The 18,484-nt window shown below is 65.6% G+C and carries 13 protein-coding genes and 1 pseudogene; 6 read left to right on the top strand and 8 right to left on the bottom strand.

Annotation, left to right across the window (positions count from 1 at the left end; translation table 11 throughout):
* The 3 genes from H926_RS27825 to H926_RS0114875 form a co-directional block, all read right to left on the bottom strand.
* On the bottom strand, positions 1-2,664 hold a 2,664-nt coding region (locus H926_RS27825; protein WP_022677029.1), incomplete at its 3' end, for a glycosyl hydrolase.
* Positions 2,665-2,781: 117 nt separating this feature from the next.
* Positions 2,782-4,074, bottom strand: coding sequence for an L-rhamnose catabolism isomerase (gene rhaI, locus H926_RS0114880; protein WP_022677028.1), 1,293 nt, complete (start codon positions 4,072-4,074; stop codon positions 2,782-2,784).
* A gap of 22 nt (positions 4,075-4,096) precedes the next feature.
* Positions 4,097-6,211 (bottom strand): bifunctional rhamnulose-1-phosphate aldolase/short-chain dehydrogenase, encoded by a 2,115-nt coding sequence (locus H926_RS0114875; RefSeq protein WP_028658049.1) that lies wholly within the window; start codon positions 6,209-6,211, stop codon positions 4,097-4,099.
* 207 nt (positions 6,212-6,418) lie between these two features.
* On the opposite strand from H926_RS0114875, the gene H926_RS0114870 reads away from it, so the two are divergent.
* The 3 genes from H926_RS0114870 to H926_RS0114860 all read left to right on the top strand — a co-directional run bounded on the left by H926_RS0114870 (position 6,419) and on the right by H926_RS0114860 (position 9,824).
* Complete coding sequence (locus H926_RS0114870) at positions 6,419-7,846, top strand: FGGY-family carbohydrate kinase (protein WP_022677026.1); 1,428 nt, start codon at positions 6,419-6,421, stop codon at positions 7,844-7,846.
* A 35-nt stretch (positions 7,847-7,881) separates the two neighbouring features.
* On the top strand, positions 7,882-8,946 hold the full coding sequence (gene rhaT, locus H926_RS0114865) for an L-rhamnose/proton symporter RhaT (RefSeq protein WP_022677025.1): 1,065 nt from the start codon (positions 7,882-7,884) through the stop codon (positions 8,944-8,946).
* An 89-nt stretch (positions 8,947-9,035) separates the two neighbouring features.
* Complete coding sequence (locus H926_RS0114860) at positions 9,036-9,824, top strand: DeoR/GlpR family DNA-binding transcription regulator (RefSeq protein WP_022677024.1); 789 nt, start codon at positions 9,036-9,038, stop codon at positions 9,822-9,824.
* Positions 9,825-9,831: 7 nt separating this feature from the next.
* On the opposite strand, the gene H926_RS0114855 is transcribed toward H926_RS0114860, so the two are convergent.
* From H926_RS0114855 to ahpC, 5 genes are all read right to left on the bottom strand, one after another.
* Positions 9,832-10,233: a cytochrome c family protein gene (locus tag H926_RS0114855; protein WP_022677023.1), complete on the bottom strand. Its 402-nt coding sequence runs from the start codon at positions 10,231-10,233 to the stop codon at positions 9,832-9,834.
* A gap of 113 nt (positions 10,234-10,346) precedes the next feature.
* Positions 10,347-10,829 (bottom strand): MarR family winged helix-turn-helix transcriptional regulator, encoded by a 483-nt coding sequence (locus H926_RS0114850; protein ID WP_022677022.1) that lies wholly within the window; start codon positions 10,827-10,829, stop codon positions 10,347-10,349.
* A 118-nt stretch (positions 10,830-10,947) separates the two neighbouring features.
* On the bottom strand, positions 10,948-12,420 hold the full coding sequence (locus H926_RS0114845; RefSeq protein WP_022677021.1) for an ATP-binding protein: 1,473 nt from the start codon (positions 12,418-12,420) through the stop codon (positions 10,948-10,950).
* A gap of 240 nt (positions 12,421-12,660) precedes the next feature.
* On the bottom strand, positions 12,661-14,211 hold the full coding sequence (gene ahpF / locus H926_RS0114840; protein ID WP_028658047.1) for an alkyl hydroperoxide reductase subunit F: 1,551 nt from the start codon (positions 14,209-14,211) through the stop codon (positions 12,661-12,663).
* Positions 14,212-14,416: 205 nt separating this feature from the next.
* The gene (ahpC, locus tag H926_RS0114835; RefSeq protein ID WP_022677019.1) at positions 14,417-14,980 is read right to left on the bottom strand and encodes an alkyl hydroperoxide reductase subunit C; all 564 of its coding nucleotides are present in this window, start codon (positions 14,978-14,980) and stop codon (positions 14,417-14,419) included.
* Between the two features lie 493 nt (positions 14,981-15,473).
* Here ahpC and H926_RS0114830 point away from each other — a divergent pair, with 493 nt between their 5' ends.
* The 3 genes and pseudogenes from H926_RS0114830 to H926_RS27820 form a co-directional block, all read left to right on the top strand.
* Complete coding sequence (locus H926_RS0114830; protein WP_022677018.1) at positions 15,474-16,631, top strand: HlyD family secretion protein; 1,158 nt, start codon at positions 15,474-15,476, stop codon at positions 16,629-16,631.
* Positions 16,631-18,238 (top strand): MDR family MFS transporter, encoded by a 1,608-nt coding sequence (locus H926_RS0114825; RefSeq protein ID WP_022677017.1) that lies wholly within the window; start codon positions 16,631-16,633, stop codon positions 18,236-18,238. Before H926_RS0114830 ends, H926_RS0114825 begins: the two co-directional genes overlap by 1 nt.
* Positions 18,238-18,484: pseudogene (locus tag H926_RS27820) on the top strand (TolC family protein); the annotation flags it as partial. The gene H926_RS0114825 and the pseudogene H926_RS27820, both read left to right, overlap by 1 nt.

The raw sequence follows: 18,484 nt of genomic DNA, 5'->3' as shown, positions 1-18,484 counted from the left end.
GCCCAGCCGCGCCAGCCCCGCGTCCACGTCAGCCAGCGCGATCACCCGGCCCTTGCCCACCATGGCATCGCCGCTGCCGGGCCACAGCCGCGCCACCAGCTGCTGCCACTGCGCCGCGTTGGCAGGTTGCGCATCATCGAGCGCCGGCGATCCCTGCGGCGCCAGGCCGATCACGCTGGCCCCGCCATCGACCAGTTCGGCCAGGCGGCGTAGGGTCTTGAGCGTCATCATCCGCGATGATCCGCCGAGATAGACCGCGCGATAACGTGCCCCGCCCTGGCTGACGAGTTCGTTGCCCTGGTTGAGCAGCACCCCGCCCAGCGCATCGGCATTGACGAAGTCATAGGCATTGGCCTTGGGCGCATCGGCCACCGGCGTCTTGCCATAGAGGCCGGTCAGCGGCGCTTCCTCGCCATAGAAATAGGCGACATCGGCCACGTTGCGCCCCTGCTGCAACAGCAGCGAATTGCGCGCCATGTAATCCGCCCAGGGCCGGGCCATTTCCGCCCAGCTTTCGTGGCGGTTGAAGAACTGGCCAAAGATCATCAGCGAAAGCCCGGGCACCTTGTCATCGGTGGGCTGATGCACCGAGGTATGCACCACCGGGCGGTTGATCCCGCTGACGAATTCCAGGTCGATAATCCGGCGCAGGTCCTTGGGCGTATAGGCCCAGGGCGCCAGTGCCGAGGTCATGGATTCGGCCGCGACCAGGTTCTGGCCATAGACATGCGCAACCGAGGCTGCGCCCTTCATGTCAGCCAGATAGCTGGGGTTGGGGCCAGCCTGGCGCGAAAAGGTCCACAGCGCGGCCATCGGCACATCGGCGCGCGCACGCATCGCCATGTCATCGCCCAGCATCGGGCGGTTGTCCTCCAGCGCCTCGCCATAGACCTTGAGGCCGTTTTCGTGTGCCACCTGGGCCACCATGCCATAGTGTTCCGAGGCGAGCAAATCCGCCAGGGTGCGGCGCCAGTCATAGAGAAAGCGATCAGCGTCGGCACGGCTGCCGATCAGTACGCCGGCCAGCGTCGGCAGCCAGGGCGTTGGGTCATAGCCGCGCAGGCGCTTGAACTGGTCGATCATCTTGGGCGTCCAGTTGGCCGCGCCCACCTCGATGGAGTCTGTCAGCAGGGCGGTGACCCCGCGCCGCCCGATCAGGTCTGCCCCGGCGGCATCACGGTACATGCCCAGGTAATGCGTCAGATAGCGCCGCACCGCCGCGCCATCGAACTTGTCCACTTCCAGCCCGGTGGCCTCGGGCGCGGCCGGGTGGTTGGTCGTGCCCAGCAGGCTGGTGCCAAAGCGCAGAATGCGCCAGGCGCTGCCGGCCGGCGGTGTCCAATCGAGCGTGCCATCGGGGCGCAGCTTGCCGGTCAGGTTCACCACCTTGGCCGCATCGGTCCCAGTGGCGGCAGCATCGGGCGTGCCCAGCGCGTAATAGTCCTGCTCCACGGCAAAGCCGGCCTTGGCCTCGAACCGGTCAACCCGCGGCTGGGCATAGAGGCGGAAGTGGCGCAGATCGAACGGCGCGGTGGCGCCAGCGGACATCATCTTCATGAAGCCCACGTCGGTGGCGGCACCCGGCGCCGGATCGCCCAGGTTCGAGCCCTTGAACGGCAGCGGCGCCAGGACCACGCGGAACTGGCTGGCGGTAACCGGGGCAAAGCTCACCGAGGTTGGCGCATTCGACACCGGAATATCGGCCACCTTGGTCCAGGTCGTGCCGTCGCTGCTCGCTTCCAGGCGCGGCGCCACCACGGCACCAGCAAACATCGCCTTGGCCCCGGCCATGAACAGGCTGACACCCCGCACGGTCTGCGGCCGGGCAAACCGCGCCAGCAAGATCGACGGCTGCTCGGCACTGCCATGGGCGACCATCTGCCGCTTGGCAAAGCTGTCGCCGGTCAGTGCTGCGGCATCGAGCGACTTGCCATCCGGGCCAGTGATGGCCGGCACGGGCAAATCAACCTGGCCAGCATCCACCGGCACCGCCAGCACGGCCACGTCGGCATAGAATTCGTGCGCCTGTTCCGGGCCTTCCTTGGTCAGCGCCGCCAGCGGGTCATTCAGCTCCATATCCTGGAACGTGCCGGTCACGTGCGGCGGCGCTGGCAGCGGCGCGGTCAGCGCGGCGCCACCGGGCACCACGGTTTCGCTCCACACCACTTTCTTGAGCGCATCGGCCGGCTGCACCCACGGGCCGCCGGTTTCCGACCAGCCGGGCGACGAGGCAATGGCCAGTTCAAGCCCGCGCGCGTCGGCAGTATAGGCGGCAAAGCGGAACGCGTCCTTCCATTCCGGCGACATGAACACCAGGCGGTGATCGACCACCTGCGGCGTCATCAACCCGGCATCGAACGCTTGGAGGCCGCCAATGCCCATGCGGCTCATCCAGTCGATGTCCTTGGCGATGCCATCCTTGGTGACATTGCCATTCATCCAGTGCCACCACACGCGCGGCCGGGCCGAGGCAGGCGGATCGCGGAACTGCAGATCGAGCGGCACGGCCGTGCCGGCATGCACCGCCGCCACGCCCGGCACTGGCGGCGCCGGATCGGGTGCCGCCATGGCCACGCTGCCGCTGCCAATGCCAGCACCCACGCCGGCAAGTGCGCTGGCCAGCAGCAGGGCGGTGCGGATGCGGCAAAGCGCCGGCTCGATCATGCAATTCTCTCCTGGGAAATCAGTTTTCGGTTTTGGCCATTTGGCTCTTCAGGGCAAGGGGTTGGCGCGCTTCGCCCCCTGCCCCGGTTGTGCCCCGCCATCATGCACGGCGCTGCGTCAGACGATGCCGGCGCCCAGCCCCACCGCCTTGCGCTCCTGCGCCTTGCGCGCGCGATACTGGCTCAGGCGATAGGCTTCCAACACGTCGATCGCCCCGCCAGCGGCCACACGCGCCTTGGCCAGGATAGGCGTCACATCGATCGAATAGGCGCGGCGCAGCGCCTGGAATGCCATCATCGTGTCGTTGCTCTCTTGCGCGGCATGCAGCGCGTCACGGTCCACCAGCAGTGCCTTGGCAAAGCAGCCGGTGATCGCTTCGGCCGAAGACAGCATGGATTCGATCGGGTCGGTCACGTTGTGCGACTGGTCGATCATGTAGCTCGGGTTGAAACCGTCGCGCGGGTTCAGCTCGGCCTCGACCAGTTCGTTGAACACCAGGAACAGCTGGTGCGGGTTGATCGATCCGGAATCGAGATCATCGTCGCCATACTTGCTGTCGTTGAAGTGAAAGCCACCCAGCTTGCCGAAGCGGTGCAGCCGCGCCACGATCTGCTCGATGTTCACGTTGGGCGCATGGTGGCCCAGGTCGACCAGGCACTTGGCCTTGGGCCCCAGTTCCTGCGCCGCCAAGATCGAGCTGCCCCAATCGGAAATCACCGTGGAATAGAATGCCGGCTCGAACATCTTGTGTTCCAACAGCATGCGCCAATCATCGGGCAGCGCGGCATAGACTTGCGAAGCGGCATCGAGATAGCGATCCAGGCTGCGGGCAAAGTCCTGCTGGCCGGGGAAGTTCGTGCCATCGCCCACCCACACCGTAAGATCGGTTGAGCCGAGCTGCTTGCCGATCTCGATGCATTCGATGTTGTGTTCCACCGCTTGCTGGCGCGTGGCGGCATCCTGGGCCGAGAGCGAGCCATTGGCATAGGTGTGCGCCTGGCCCGGCTGATCCTGGAACGTGTTGGAATTCACCGCGTCCCAGCCCAGGCCCAGCGCGGCGGCTTCTTCGCGCAGCGCAGCAAAGTCGCTGACCTTGTCCCACGGAAAGTGCGGCGAAACGCGCGGCGTCACCCGCGAAAGCTGGTTGATGACGGCGCAATCTTCCAGCTTTTCGTGGATATTGGTCGGCTCCCCGGAAATGGGAAACTTGGCAAAGCGCGTGCCGCCCCGGCCCGCTCCCCAGCTGGGCACCGCCACGGAAAAGCTGGCGACGCGGCCCAGCACGGCCTCGATATCGATGCCGGTGCGGGCCAGCTTGCGGCCCAGCGCATCATAGTCTTCGTCCAGCGCATCGGCATGGCGAGCATTGGCTTCGGCGATGAGATCGGCCGACAGGGGCAACTGTGTCATTGTCTTGTTCTCTCCCGAATGCTCAGCGCGTGAAAGCCTGAACGTTGCCGGCGTCCACATTGATCATGTTGCCGGTCGACTTGGCCGATGCTTCGGAACCCAGCCAATAGGCCGCCTCGGCGATGTCTTCGGGCAGCACGTCGCGCTTGAGCATCGAGCGGTTGCGATAGTGCGCTTCCAGTTCCTCGCCAGCGTCGATCTTGTTCGAGGCCGCGCGTTCCTTGCGCCAGTCGCCGTCCCAGATCTTGCTGCCCTTGATCACCGCATCGGGGTTCACGACGTTGACGCGAATGCCTTCGGGCGCGCCTTCCAGGGCCAGGCAGCGGGCCAGGTGGTTGGCCGCCGCCTTGGCGCTGGCATAGGCAGAAGCCCCGGCGGCGGCGGCCACCGCGTTCTTCGACCCGATGAACACGACCGAAGTGCCGCCCTGATCCTTCATCCGCTTGAGCAAGCCCCAGGCGTGCTTGGCGGTAAGGAAATAGCCCTGGGCAAGCACGTCAAAGTTGCGATCCCACAACTCCAGCGTGGTCTGCTCGATCGGCGCGGACGAAGCGATGCCGGCATTGGCCACGAGAATATCGAGCCCGCCAAACTCGCGCGCGGCATAGGCGAAGGCCGCCTGCACCTGCGCTTCATCGGTCACGTCGCAAGCCACGGCACGAACCACGTCTTTGCCATACTGCTTGGCAAAGCCGGCGCGCACGTCCTCGGCGGCGGTGGCATCCCGGTCAGCCAGGACAACGCAGGCGCCTTCGCGCAGGAAGCGGGCGGCGGTGGCCGCACCAATGCCACCGGCACCGCCGGTAACCAGCGCGATCTTGCCGACCATCGGCTTGGGCGCCGGCATGCGCTGCAGCTTGGCTTCTTCAAGCAGCCAGTATTCGATGTCGAAGGCTTCCTGCTCGTCGAGCGCGATATATTCGCCAATCGCCTCGGCCCCGCGCATCACGTTGATGGCATTGCCATAGAATTCACCGGCCAGGCGCGCAGTCGTCTTGTCGGTCGCGAACGTGATGCGGCCCACGCCGGGCACGAGCACGACAACCGGATTGGAGTCGCGCATCGCCGGGCTGTTGGCGCGCTTGCAGCGTTCGTAATAGGCCGCATACATCGCCCGGTAATCAGCAATCTTTTCGGCCAGATAGGCGTCATCCTGAAGACGCGCCGGGTCGAGCGTCAGCGGCGCGATCTTGGTGCGCAGGAAGTGATCGGGGCACGAGGTGCCGAGCGCAGCAAGGCGTTCGAACTCAACCGACCCGGCAAATTCCAGCGCCTCGGCATCGTCGGACCAGTGACCCAGCTTGCGGCGCGCACCGGTCATGAAACCGCGCAGGCGCGGCATGAGGTCGGCCGCGATGGCCGCGCGATCGGGGTTCGGTGCCACCTTCTGCCCGCCAAACGCCGGCTTGGCCGCCAGCTTGGCGTTGAGATAGTTCGCGGCATCGGCAATCAGCTGCACGGTGTGCTCGTAACAGGCCTTGGCGCTGTCGGCCCAGCAGATGATGCCGTGCCCGGCCAGCATCACGCCTTCAACCTGCGGATTGGCCCGCACATAATCGCGCAGCATCACGCCCAGGGTATAGCCGGGGCGCTTCCACGGTAGCCAGCCGATCTTGCCGCCCCAGATTTCCTGCGTCGCCGCTTCACCGCCCGAAGAGGCCGCCAGCGCGATGATCGCGTCGGGATGGACGTGGTCGACATGGGCGAACGGCAGCAGCGAGTGCAGCGGCGTATCGATGCTGGCCGCGCGCCCGTTCAGGTTGAACGTGCAATGCGGCAGATAGCCGACCATCTTGTCGTCATCGTCAGGCCCGGCATAGTGCGCTTCCAGGCCCAGCAGCTTTTCCTGATAGAGCGTGGCAAAGCCATCGAGCTTCATCGAGCCGATGTCACCACCCGAACCCTTGACCCACAGCACCTCGACCGCAGCGCCACTCAACGGATCGGTTTGCGTGAGCTTGGCCGAGGTATTGCCCCCGCCAAAATTGGTCACCGTCAGGTCTGAACCCAGCAGGTTGGAACGATAGAGCAGCAGCTCTGCCGGCGACAGCGTGGCGGCATGGGCATCGTCCCAGCGGCTGGTCGGCACGGCAAAAGGAATGGCGGCGTCTGCGGCAACAAGCGTTTCGACGGTCATGGCATCCTGCGTGGATTGGGCCATCGAGTCGCTGCCCGATTGGCCGGTGAACGTGGGGCGGCACAACCAGGATGATTGCATCGCGTCGCAGGGCTGCTAACATTTTTGGTGGAATTGATCAAGAATGATTGATATTGATCATTTCCACACAAGGCGTCAGCGACGGAGATTCTCCTATCGGGCGCCACCAAACGGAGAGCGAGTGGCTTGGCACGGGGCAGCATCATCGTCATCGATCTGGGCAAGACGCTCAGCAAGGTCAGCCTGTGGCGCCCCGATGGCACGCTGCTCGACCGCAAGGTGCGACCCAACGCCCCGATCGAGATCGACGGGCTGCGCCGGCTCGATGCGCAAGGCATCGGCGACTGGCTGATCGGCGCCTTGCGCGAATTTGCCGCATTCCCGCTCGATGCGCCGATCGACACGATCGTTCCGGTGGGACACGGCGCCGGCGTGGTTGGCGTGACACAGGGCGCGCTGGCGTTTCCCCCGCTCGACTATGAACAGCCGATCCCCGCCGATGTGATGGCCGCCTATCGGGCGCAGCGCGATGCCTTTGCCATCACCGGCTCTCCCGCTCTGCCCGATGGCCTCAACCTGGGCAGCCAGTTGTTCTGGCTGGAACAGCTCTATCCCGCCGCCTTTGCCGTCGATGGTCCCACCCGCGCCACGCTGATGCCATGGGCGCAATATTGGGCATGGTTCCTGACCGGCACGGCCACCAGCGAAGTGTCGAGCCTGGGCTGCCACTCCGATGTGTGGAACCCGGCGCAGGCCAGCTTTGCCCCCATGGCGGTGCGCCGCGGCTGGGCCGATCAGTTTGCCCCGGTGGTGCCCGCATCGGCGCAAGTCGGCTTGCTCTCTCCGCGCCTGGCACGCGCGACCGGGCTGCCTGCCACCACGCGGGTGCTTGCCGGGCTGCACGATTCCAATGCCGCGCTGATGGCCGCGCGCGGCTTTGACCAGTTGGCCGGACAGGATGCCACGATCCTGTCCACCGGCACCTGGTTCATCGCCATGCGCCTGGCGCGCGGGGCATTTGATCTTGCCGCCCTGCCCGAAGCGCGCGATTGCCTGGTCAATGTCGACGTGTTTGGCCAACCCGTGCCCTCTGCCCGGTTCATGGGGGGGCGCGAGATCGAAAGCCTGATCGAGATCGACACGCGCCGGGTCGATATCAAACCCGATCAGCCCGCGCTGCTCGCCGCCGTGCCCGATATCCTGCGCGACGGCACGATGATCCTGCCCACGCTGTGCCGTGGCTTTGGCCCGCTGCCCCATGGCACGTTTGGCTGGATCGGCCAGCCGCGCGACTGGTACGGCCGCCGCGCTGCCGCGTGCCTCTATGCTGCACTGGTTGCCGATATCTCGCTCGGCCTGATCGGCGCCAGGGGCCACCTTCTGGTCGAAGGCCGCTTTGCCGAGGCAGAGGTATTCGTCCGCGCGCTGGCGGCACTGCGCCCAGACCTGGCGGTCTATACCGCCAATGCCCACAACGACGTGTCGTTCGGCGCGCTGCGCCTGATCGATCCCACGCTCAAGCCACAAGGTGAACTGGTCCCGGTCGCGCCGCTGGAAGGCGATATCGCCGCCTATCGCGCCGCCTGGCACGCCGCCATTTCTCAACCGGCCTGACACCACGATAAAAAACACGAGAGGAAGCAACGACGATGGGCGGAAATCCGGCACTGGGCGTGCTGTTTCACTGGCTGGGGGGCTTTTCCTCGGCCAGTTTCTATGTGCCGTACAAGCGGATCAGCCGCTGGTCGTGGGAGGTGTTCTGGCTGGCGGGCGGGCTGTTCTCGTGGGCCATCGCCCCTTGGCTGTTTGCCTCGCTGCGCACGAACGACCTACTTGGCGTGCTAGCCGCCGCGCCGCGCCAGACCTTGCTGTGGTGCTGGTTCTGGGGCGCGATGTGGGGCTTTGGCGGGCTGACCTTCGGCCTGACCATGCGCTATCTTGGCCTGTCGCTGGGCATGGCGGTGGCGCTGGGCCTCACCACCGTGATCGGCACGATGGGCCCGCCGATCTTCCATGGCACGCTGGGCGATATCGCGGCCACCACCAGCGGCAAGCTGACGCTGCTGGGCATTGCCATCACGCTTGTCGGCATCATCGTCGTCGCCCGCGCGGGCAGCGCCAAGCAGCGTGACCTGGGCGGCACGGCCAGCGTGGGCGTGGCAGAGTTCAACCTCAGGAAGGGCATCCTGATCGCGATCTTTTCCGGCGTCATGTCCGGCTGCTTTGCCTGGGGCTTGGACGCCGGACAGCCGATCCGCGATCTGACCCTGGCCGCTGGCACCGATCCGCTCAGCCAGGGGCTGCCAGTGCTGTGTGTCGTGCTCGCTGGCGGGCTGACCACCAACCTGATGTGGTGCCTGATCCTGATCGCGCGCAACCGCAGCGCCGGGCAGTTCCTGGGCGCGGCCAATGACGGCACCGGGCGCGCACCGCTGTTGCGCAACTATGCCCTCGCCGCGCTGGGCGGCACGCTGTGGTATGGCCAGTTCTTCTTCTACACCATGGGCGAAAGCCAGATGGGCAAGTACGGCTTTTCATCATGGACGCTGCACATGGCGTCGATCATCCTGTTTTCCACGCTGTGGGGCTTTGCCCTCAAGGAATGGCAGGGCACCAGTGCGCGCACTCGCACCGTCGTGTGGAGCGGGATTGCGTTGCTGGTGGGCGCCACCGTGGTGATCGGCGCGGGCAACATGCTGCAGGCCGCTGCCTGAAGCCAGCCATGCGCGAAGATGATGGCTTTTGAGCGCGCAGCCGGGCATAAGCCAGCGCTTGCCGGAATGAAAAGGGACGAGCCAAGGCCATGCATGCAGCGGAACGCGAACGGTTGATCGTCGAAGCGATCGGCCCCACGGGTTTCGTGAGCTATCGCGATCTCGAGGCGATGCTCGATGCCTCTCCCGCCACGATCCGGCGTGACCTGTCGCGCCTGGAAAGCGAGGGGCGCATCGTGCGCGTGCATGGCGGCGCAAGGCTGGCCGATGGCGCCGAAGCGCCTGCCCGCCCGGTCGGCTTTCACCTGTCGGGCACGCCGTTCGAACAGGCGATCACCGAAAACCTTGCCGCCAAGCAGGCGATCGGCCGGGCGGCCGCGGCGCTATGCCAGCCCGGCGAAGGCATCATGCTCGATGGCGGCACCACCACCTTGCAGATGTGCCCGCATCTGGCCGGGCTCGATCTCCAGGTGCTGACTAACTCGCTCTATATCGTCAACGCGCTGCTGCCGCAGCCCGGCACGCGCATTCTGGTGCCATCGGGCGCGGTGTTTCGCGAACAGAACATCATCCTGGCCGCGGCGGGCGAGGAATCCATGCCACGCTTTCATGCGCCCAAGCTGTTCATGGGCGCAGCGTCGGTGGGCGCAGCCGGGGTGATGCAGGCCGATGTCGTGCTGGTGGCGGCAGAGCGCCGCCTGATCGACCGCGCCGAACAGGTGATCCTGCTGGTCGACAGCAGCAAGTTCACCACCCGTTCGGGCACGATCGTGTGCGGGCTGGACGAGGTCGACACCCTCATCACCGACGCCGGCATCCCCGCTGCCGCCGCCGCCGCGATCCGCGACGCCGGCGTGCAACTGGTGATTGCCGAATAGACCGGTGTTACTTGGTCGCCTGTTGCAGATAGGCGATCACGTCGGCGCGGTCCTTGGCATCGGGCAGACCGGCAAAGGCCATCTTGGTGCCCTTCACATAGGTGGTCGGGCTCTTGAGATAGGTGTCGAGCGTATCGGGCGTCCACGTCACGCCGCTGCTCTTCATCGCATCGGAATAGGCATAGCCCGGGAGCGAGCCAGCCTTGCGCCCGATCACGCCCTTGAGCGAGGGGCCAAGCCGCGTCGCCCCGGTGTTGAGATCGTGGCACGCCAGGCAGCGCGCCGCCACGGTGCGGCCATGCGCGGGATCACCGCCTTCGGCCGCCGCAGCCGGTGCCACCGTTCCGGCAACCCCGATTGCCAGCCCCAAGGCGCCCAGCGCCACAACAGAAAAACGAGCAAGCTTCATCACGGTCTCCCGGGCAGGCCACATTCCGGCCCGCGTGATTTCAGACCATGTCACACGCTGGCTGACAAGGTGCTGAACGGGCCGTGGTGCACAAGCCGCCGGCAACCCGGCCGTCACCCTTCCTTGGAAGGGGCGGAAAGATAGACTTTCATCAGGATGCGGAACAGTTCGGACCGCTCGCGCACGGTCAGGCATGCGGTCAATTCGTCTTCATGCGCCACGATCACGCGCCGCGCCTCGGCCAGGGTGATCAAGCCGCTTTCGGTGACCCACAGCCCACCAGCGCGGCGATCGAGCTTCGACGGCTCGTTGACGAGATAGCCGTTGCGCATCAACTGCCGCACGAACTGGTGCACGGTCGGGCGCTCGATCTTGAAAAAGCGCGAAAGGTCGGTCTGCTTCACGCCGGGATTGGCGTTGACCAGCCACAGGATTGCCACCTGCTTGGGCGTGACGCTGAGCGGTTCAAGCTGGCGTTCCAGCCGCGAGACGAACAGCGTATTCGTTGTGCCGATGTGCAGGCCCAGGACCGAATCCAGCCCATCCAGCGCCAGTTCGGGCGTAACTGATTGACGGGTAAGAACTTCGGACGCCAAAGCGCAACCTTTCAAGACACACTGCGGCACAGAATGTTACCGCATCAGGTCCATTAGGCATACGAACCGTTTTTGCGCAAATGTTTTGCGGCGCAACAGCGCCGAAGCCCACCAAAGGTCAGGCTTCGACCGGTGCCGTCGTCATGCCCAGACCGGGAATACCGATGGACCGGCGCCCGCCGTAATCGGTGCGCACCACGATCAGCCCGCTCTTTTCGAGGTGATCGAGCAGGCGGCGGATGCGCCCCGGGCTGCGCGTGCCATAGATCTCGGCCATGCGCTCGTCATCGGGGCACGGCAGCCCTTCGACGGCCGCCACGGCCAGCACCAGGAACGGCGCCACCAGATCGTCGGCCACGCCTTCGGCCAGCTTGAGTGCGGCCTGCCAGCGCGGCTCGCGATCGTCCGGGATGCCGGCCACCGCCATGGCAAAGCGGCGGCGGAACGCGGCCAGGTCGATGCCCACCTGGCCCAGCCGCTGCATCCGGCAGCGCACGGTGAAATCCTGATAGAGCTGCGCCGCAGGCTGGAACGTGCAATCCGGCTCGGCCGCCATTTCCGCCAGGATCGCGGCAATATCGGCAGCGGTTTCCTCGGCGGCAAACAGGCTGGGCTCGACCGGTGGTTCCACCTGCTCGGCGGCGGGCACGCTGCTTTCGATCTGCTCCAGCAGCTCGCCGCTTTCGGGTGCGGTCTCTTCCGGCTCTGGCGGCGTGGGCAGCGGATCGAACATCAGCGGCTCTGCCATCAGCAGCGCCTCCATCTCCTCGCCGGCAGCATTGGGCATCGGCATCAGGCCATGCACCACGTTGCGCGCGCGCGTTTCCACGTCGGCGATCTTCACCCCCACCGGGCGGCGGCAGATCGCCGGGCCCAGCGCCAGGAAATGGCCGCGCTCCAAGTCGCGGATCTGTTCCGCCTGGCGCCGCTCCATGCCCAGGAGATCGGCGGCGCGGGCCATGTCGATGTCCAGGAAGGTGCGCCCCATCAGGAAGTTGGAAGCTTCGGCCGCGACGTTCTTGGCCAGCTTGGCCAGGCGCTGCGTGGCGATGATCCCTGCCAGCCCGCGCTTGCGGCCACGGCACATCAGGTTGGTCATCGCCGCCAGCGACAGGCGGCGCACATCATCGGCCACGTCGCCGGCGGCGGCCGGCGCAAACATCTGCGCCTCGTCCACCACCACCAGCGCGGGATACCACTGGTCGCGCGGGGCATCGAACAGGGTGTTCATGAACACGGCGGCGCAGCGCATCTGCGCTTCCAGCTCCAGCCCGTCGAGCGCCAGGATGACCGAGGCGCGATGCTGGCGGATGCGTGCGGCCAGCTTGACGATCTCGGTGCCGTCATAGGCCGATCCATCGACCACGACATGGCCAAACGGTTCGGCCAGGCTGACGAAATCGCCTTCCGGGTCGATCACCACCTGCTGCACAACGCTGGCGCTCTGCTCCAAGATCCGGCGCAGCAGGTGCGACTTGCCCGAGCCGCTGTTGCCCTGCACCAGAAGGCGCGTGGCCAGCAGTTCCTCAACATCGATGCGGACGGAGGCGCCCGACCGGTCGTCGGCGCCGATGACGATGGTTGCGCTCACGCCTCGCTCTTAGCGCGCAGGGCCGTGGCGGCAAGGGGAATGGGGGAAAAGGTTGTCGAAAGCGGGGTGGGCTTGGCCACATTCTCCCCCTCCTCTTCAGAGGAGGGGGTCGGGGGGTGGTGCGCTGCCTAGCGCCAGGTTTCCACCACCCCCAAACCCCTTCCTCTGAAGAGGAGGGGGCTTTTACCCCCCCCCTCCCGCAGGCGGGAGGGGGTCGGGGGGGGGGCATGTTATCTGGCCTTAGTGCCGGATCAGATAATCAAACGCCGCCAGCGAGGCCTTGGCGCCCTCGCCCATGGCGATGACGATCTGCTTGAACGGCACGGTGGTGCAGTCACCCGCAGCAAACACGCCGTCGAGGCTGGTGGCGTTGTGGGCGTCCACCTCGATCTCGCCACGGTTGGTCATGGCGATGCTGCCGCCCAGCCATTCGGTGTTGGGCACCAGGCCGATCTGCACGAAGATACCTTCCAGTTCGACGGTGTGTTCCTCGCCGGTCTCACGGTTCTTGTAGACCAGCGCCGTCACCTTGTGGCCATCGCCCAGCACTTGCGTGGTCATGGCCGAGGTGATGATCGTCACGTTGGGCAGGCTGCGCAGCTTGGTCTGCAATACGGCATCGGCGCGCAGCTGGCTGTCGAACTCGATCAGGGTGACATGGCGGACAAGGCCAGCCAGGTCGATCGCGGCTTCCACGCCCGAATTGCCGCCGCCGATCACGGCGGTGCGCTTGCCCTTGAACAGCGGCCCATCGCAGTGCGGGCAATAAGCCACGCCCTTGTTGCGATATTCCTCTTCGCCGGGCACGCCCATCTGGCGCCAGCGGGCCCCGGTCGACAGGATCACGGTCTTGGCCTTGACGCTTGCGCCGCTGGCCAGTTCGATGTGGTGCAGCCCATCGCCATTGGCCGGCTTGAGCTTGACCGCCGCCTGCACGTTCATGACGTCGATTTCATAGTCCTTCACGTGCTGTTCCAGCTGGGCGACCAGCTTGGGCCCTTCGGTGTGCGGCACCGAAATGAAGTTCTCGATGCCCATGGTATCGAGCACCTGGCCGCCGAAGCGTTCGGCCACCACGCCGGTGCGGATGCCCTTGCGCGCGGCATAGATCGCCGCTGCCGCGCCGGCCGGGCCACCGCCGACCACCAGCACGTCGAACGGGTCCTTGGCGGCGATCTTTTCCGCCGCGCGGGCCACCGATCCGGTGTCGAGCTTGGCCACGATCTGCGCCAGATCCATGCGGCCCTGGCCGAACTGCTCGCCATTGAGATAGACGGTCGGCACGGCCATCACCTTGCGGCGCTCCACCTCGTCCTGGAACAGCGCGCCATCGATCGCCACGTGCGTGATATCGGGGTTGAGCGCGGCCATGATGTTGAGCGCCTGCACCACGTCGGGGCAGTTCTGGCACGAGAGCGAGAAGAACGTCTCGAAATGCAGCGGCCCATCAAGGTTGCGCACCGCATCGAGCAGTTCCGCGTCTTCCTTGGGCGGGTGACCACCCACATGCAGCAGCGCCAGGATCAGCGAGGTAAATTCGTGGCCCAGCGGCAGGCCGGCAAACACCGCCTGCGCCCGCCCTTCATCCGCGCGGATGGCAAAGCTCGGGCGGCGGGCATCCTGCCCGTCGAGGCGCACCGAAACCTTGTCGCTCAGCGCGGCGATTTCTTCGACCAGGCTGCGGGTGTCAGCAGACTTGGCACTATCGTCCAGGCTCGCGACCAGTTCGATCGGGCGGCGCAGGTTGCCAAGCAGGCCCTTGAGCTGGGCAGTAGTGGGGGCGTCAAGAATAGGCATGGCGTGTTTCTCTCAGGCAGGAGGGTGCGTGCCGCGTGGGGCCATGGACGGCCTCACGCCTGGGATGGGCGGAGCGGGCAGACATTTGGGGGCTTTCCCGGCCGATGAAGGCGCCGGCGCCGCGTGGGCGCGCGCAAGGGGCCGGGGTGCCCGGGTTCGGGGCGGGCGCGCTGGCCCACCCCGGTTCAGGCAGCAAGAATCAGATCTTGCCGACGAGATCGATCGAGGGAGCAAGCGTTTCGGCGCCTTCTTCCCACTTGGCCGGGCAAACCTGGCCGGGATTTTCGCGCCAGTACTTGGCAGCCTTGATCTTGCGCAGCAGTTCGGTGGCATTGCGGCCCACGCCTTCGGGGGTGATTTCGACCAGCTGGATCACGCCATCGGGATCGACCACGAAGGTGCCGCGGTCGGCCAGGCCAACGCCTTCGCGCAGGATGCCGAAGTTGTTGGAAATGGTGTGGTTCTGGTCACCCAGCATGTAGTAGTTGATCTTGCCGATGGCCGGCGAGCTGTCATGCCAAGCCTTGTGGCTGAAGTGGGTGTCGGTCGACACCGAATAGACTTCCACGCCCAAGCCCTTGAGCTCTTCATACTTGTCGGCGAGGTCTTCCAGCTCGGTCGGGCACACGAAGGTGAAATCGGCCGGGTAGAAGAAGAACACGGCCCACTTGCCCAGGACGTCAGCATCGCTGACATCGACGAACTTGCCCTGGAGATAGGCAGTGGCCTGGAACGGCTTGAGCTTGGTTCCGACGATCGACATGGGTTCGACTTCCTTGTGGTTGGTCGTGGCTGAAATGAATGCTGGCAAGAGGGGCAAGACACGCCACAGCGCATCAGCGCCCCTCGTTGCAGGGCAGCAATTAGGCATGGGCGCCGACGATTGCCAATGATCAATTCCGCCCAGATTGATTGATCCTTTCGATAAGACGCTCCCAGCGCTGATCGCATCCATGCGTCTTGCCCCGACATGGACTTTGGACAGCGTCGGCGCAGGGAACCAATTGCGCAGCTGCGAATTGCAGCGCCTGCAAGCCTTGGTTCCCGCCGGCCTGAAAACCCACGCCTGGGCGCTGGCAGCACACGGATTGCCTTAGAAAACCTTTTACCGCCAACATGTTGATGTTTCAGGTTGCAATTTTCGCAAGCTCGCTTCGAAAACTTTCACTTGCAGCCCAAGGCACCGCTCGCCAATTGTGCCAATATTGAACTAAACTGTCTCGTTCCATTTTTGTTGATCTGACAGGAAGCCCCCGATGCCCGCCCCCGACACCGCAGCCGCAACCCCCTCCACCGAACCTGCCGAAGAGACCGCGCCCGCGACCAGCGGCCGCAAGAAGCTGATCGGCCGCATCGCACTGGGCGTGGCGGCGGTGGGCCTGGTCTATGGCATTTATGCCTTCATCGATTATCGCAACAACGGCCAGTACATCCAGTCGACCGACGATGCCTATGTGAAGGCCGATGGCGTGACCGTCAGCTCCAAGCTGGCCGGGTATGTGCGGCAGATTGGCGTCGCCGATAACCAGCAGGTTCCTGCCGGCGCTTTCCTGGTGCAGATCGATCCAACCGATTACAGCGCCAAGCTGAATCAGGCCGATGCCCAGGTCAGCGTGGCCCGCGCCGCCGAGCAGGCGACTTCTGCCGGCATCGCCGAAGCACAGGCCAGCCTCAACCAGGCCAAGGCCGCCCTCGCCGCCTCGCAGCGCGACCTGGCGTACTACAGCAGCGAAGTCGCGCGCTATGCCCCGCTCGCCGCCAGTGGCGCCGAACCGCGCACCCAGCTCGACCAGCTGACCAGCGCGCGCGACAAGGCCGCAGCCGATGTGCGCGCCAAGCAGGCGATGGTCGAGGCCGCCGCCAGCAAGATCGCCACGACCAAGGCCCAGGTACAGCAGGCCAGCGCGCAGATCGCCTCTGCCGAGGCCAGCCGCCAGGCCGCCCGCAACGATGTCGGCACCACACGCATCGTCGCGCCGATCGCCGGCAAGGTCGGCTCCTCGGCCGTGCGCCTTGGCCAGTTCGTGCAGCCCGGCCAGCGCCTGCTGACCATCGTGCCGACCCAGGCGATCTATGTGGAAGCCAATTTCAAGGAAACCCAGATCGGCCTGATGCGCCCCGGCCAGCCGGTGACGATGCATGTCGACGCGCTGCCTGACGTCGATTTCCACGGCGTGGTGGATTCGATCACGCCGGGCACGGGTGCGAACTTCTCGCTGATCCCGCCGCAGAACGCGACCGGCAACTTCACCAAGATCGTCCAGCGCGTGCCGGTGCGCATCCGCATCAACGCGGGCGAGGAATCGCGCAAGGTGCTGGTCCCTGGCCTGTCGCTGACGGTCAAGGTTGATACCCGCGCCGCCAAGGGCGCCATCAAGGCGATCCGCGCCGAGCAGGACCAGGGAGCCAAGTAATGGCCGCCGCAACCCTTCCGGCCGAGGCCGGCAACGGGGGTGGCGCGGCAAAGCCAGCGGCTGGTTCCAGCTCTGGCAATGCCGATCTGACCGCCTGGCTGGCCGTGGTGGCCGGAGCCATCGGCGCGCTGATGGCCACGCTCGACATCTCGATCGTCAATTCGGCCCTGCCCACCATCCAGGGCGAAATCGGCGCGTCTTCCACCGAAGGCACGTGGATCGCCACCAGCTATCTGGTGGCCGAGATCATCATCATCCCGCTCACCGCCTGGCTGGAACGCGTGTTCGGGCTCAAGCGGTTCCTGCTGATCGCCTCGGTGCTGTTCACCGGCTTTTCCATCGTGTGCGGCCTGTCCACCACGCTGACCATGATGATCGTGGGACGCGTCGGCCAGGGTTTCACCGGCGGGGCAATGATTCCCACCGGGATGACCATCATCGCCACGCGCCTGCCGCGCCACCAGCAACCGGTAGGCACCGCGCTGTTCGGTTCCACGCTGATCCTGGGGCCGGTCATGGGCCCACTGGCCGGCGGCTGGCTGACCGAGAATTTCTCGTGGCACTATGCCTTCTTCATCAACATTCCGATCTGCATCATCCTGATGGTGTTCCTCACGGTTGGCCTGTCCAACACCAAGATGCGCCTTGATGAGTTGCTCAACGCCGATTGGCTGGGCATTCTTGGCCTGGCACTGGGCCTGGGCGGATTGACCGTGGTGCTGGAGGAAGGCAACCGCGAACAGTGGTTTCAATCCACGCTGATCTGGCAACTGACCGGGGTGACCATCGTTGGGTTCATCCTCATCTCGATCGGGCAGCTCTTTGCCAAACGGCCAGTGATCAAGCTCGCACTGTTGCGCAACCGCGCTTTTGCCGCGGTGTTCGTGCTGGGTCTGCTGATCGGTTCGGTGCTCTATGGCACGGCCTATGTCATCCCGCAGTTCCTGGCCGCGATCGCTGGCTACAATGCCTATCAATCAGGGCAGATCGTGTTCCTGTCGGGCATTCCGGCAGCCATGATGATGCCGCTGTTCCCTCTGCTCGTGAAGCGGTTTGACCTGCGCTACGTGGTCTTGACCGGGATGCTGATCATGGCCGGGTCGTGCTGGCTCGATACCACGCTGACGGTCAACTCCGATGGGTCCGACTTTGTCGTATCGCAGCTGATGCGTGGGCTCGGCCAGGCCCTGTCGATGCTGTTCCTCAACCAGGCAGCTATTGCCAGCGTCAAGCCCGACGAAGCCGGTGACGCATCGGGCCTGTTCAACGCGGCGCGCAACCTCGGTGGCTCGATCGCGCTGGCCCTGCTCGCCACCTTGCAGGAACGGCGCGAGGAATTCCACCGCTGGTCGATCCACGAAACCCTGCCGGCCAACAGCCCCAGCGTGCAGGACTGGGTATCGAGCCAGGCTGCCTCGTTTGGTGGCGGGCCCGACGGCCTTTCTGCCGCGCTGCAATCGATCGACGGCATGGTGCTCAAGCAAGCGCTGGTCATGGCCTACACCGATGAGTTCATCGCGCTGATGGTCGGCATTGCTGTCGTCCTGCCGCTCGTTTTCCTTCTCCGGCCCCTGCCCAAGGGCCACCACAACATGGCGATGCACTGATGCAACATTCTTCACGCCCCATGGCTTTCCGCCCCCTGGCCATCGCCCTGCTCGCGTCCGCCGCCCTTGCCGGGTGCACCACGGTTGGCCCCAAGTATGCCGGCGCGCCCGATGCTGCGCCGGGCGCCGCCGCCCGCAGCGCGTTCCTGCGTGGCGACGCTGCCACCACCACCGCCACGGCGCCCACCGCGCGTTGGTGGGATGCGCTCAATGACCCGGTGCTGGGCAGCCTGATCGACAAGGGCC

This window comes from Novosphingobium sp. B-7 (assembly GCF_000410615.1).
Lineage (GTDB): Bacteria > Pseudomonadota > Alphaproteobacteria > Sphingomonadales > Sphingomonadaceae > Novosphingobium > Novosphingobium capsulatum.
Note: the sequence above shows the minus strand (reverse complement) of the source record. Positions and strands in the feature narration are given on the sequence as shown.

Coding starts and splice junctions, on each gene's coding strand:
- rhaI (WP_022677028.1), bottom strand. CDS start 4,074: ATGACACAGTTGCCCCTGTCGGCCGATCTCATCGCCGAAGCCAATGCT.
- H926_RS0114855 (WP_022677023.1), bottom strand. CDS start 10,233: ATGAAGCTTGCTCGTTTTTCTGTTGTGGCGCTGGGCGCCTTGGGGCTG.
- rhaT (WP_022677025.1), top strand. CDS start 7,882: ATGGGCGGAAATCCGGCACTGGGCGTGCTGTTTCACTGGCTGGGGGGC.
- H926_RS0114875 (WP_028658049.1), bottom strand. CDS start 6,211: ATGACCGTCGAAACGCTTGTTGCCGCAGACGCCGCCATTCCTTTTGCC.
- H926_RS0114825 (WP_022677017.1), top strand. CDS start 16,631: ATGGCCGCCGCAACCCTTCCGGCCGAGGCCGGCAACGGGGGTGGCGCG.
- H926_RS0114860 (WP_022677024.1), top strand. CDS start 9,036: ATGCATGCAGCGGAACGCGAACGGTTGATCGTCGAAGCGATCGGCCCC.
- ahpC (WP_022677019.1), bottom strand. CDS start 14,980: ATGTCGATCGTCGGAACCAAGCTCAAGCCGTTCCAGGCCACTGCCTAT.
- H926_RS0114830 (WP_022677018.1), top strand. CDS start 15,474: ATGCCCGCCCCCGACACCGCAGCCGCAACCCCCTCCACCGAACCTGCC.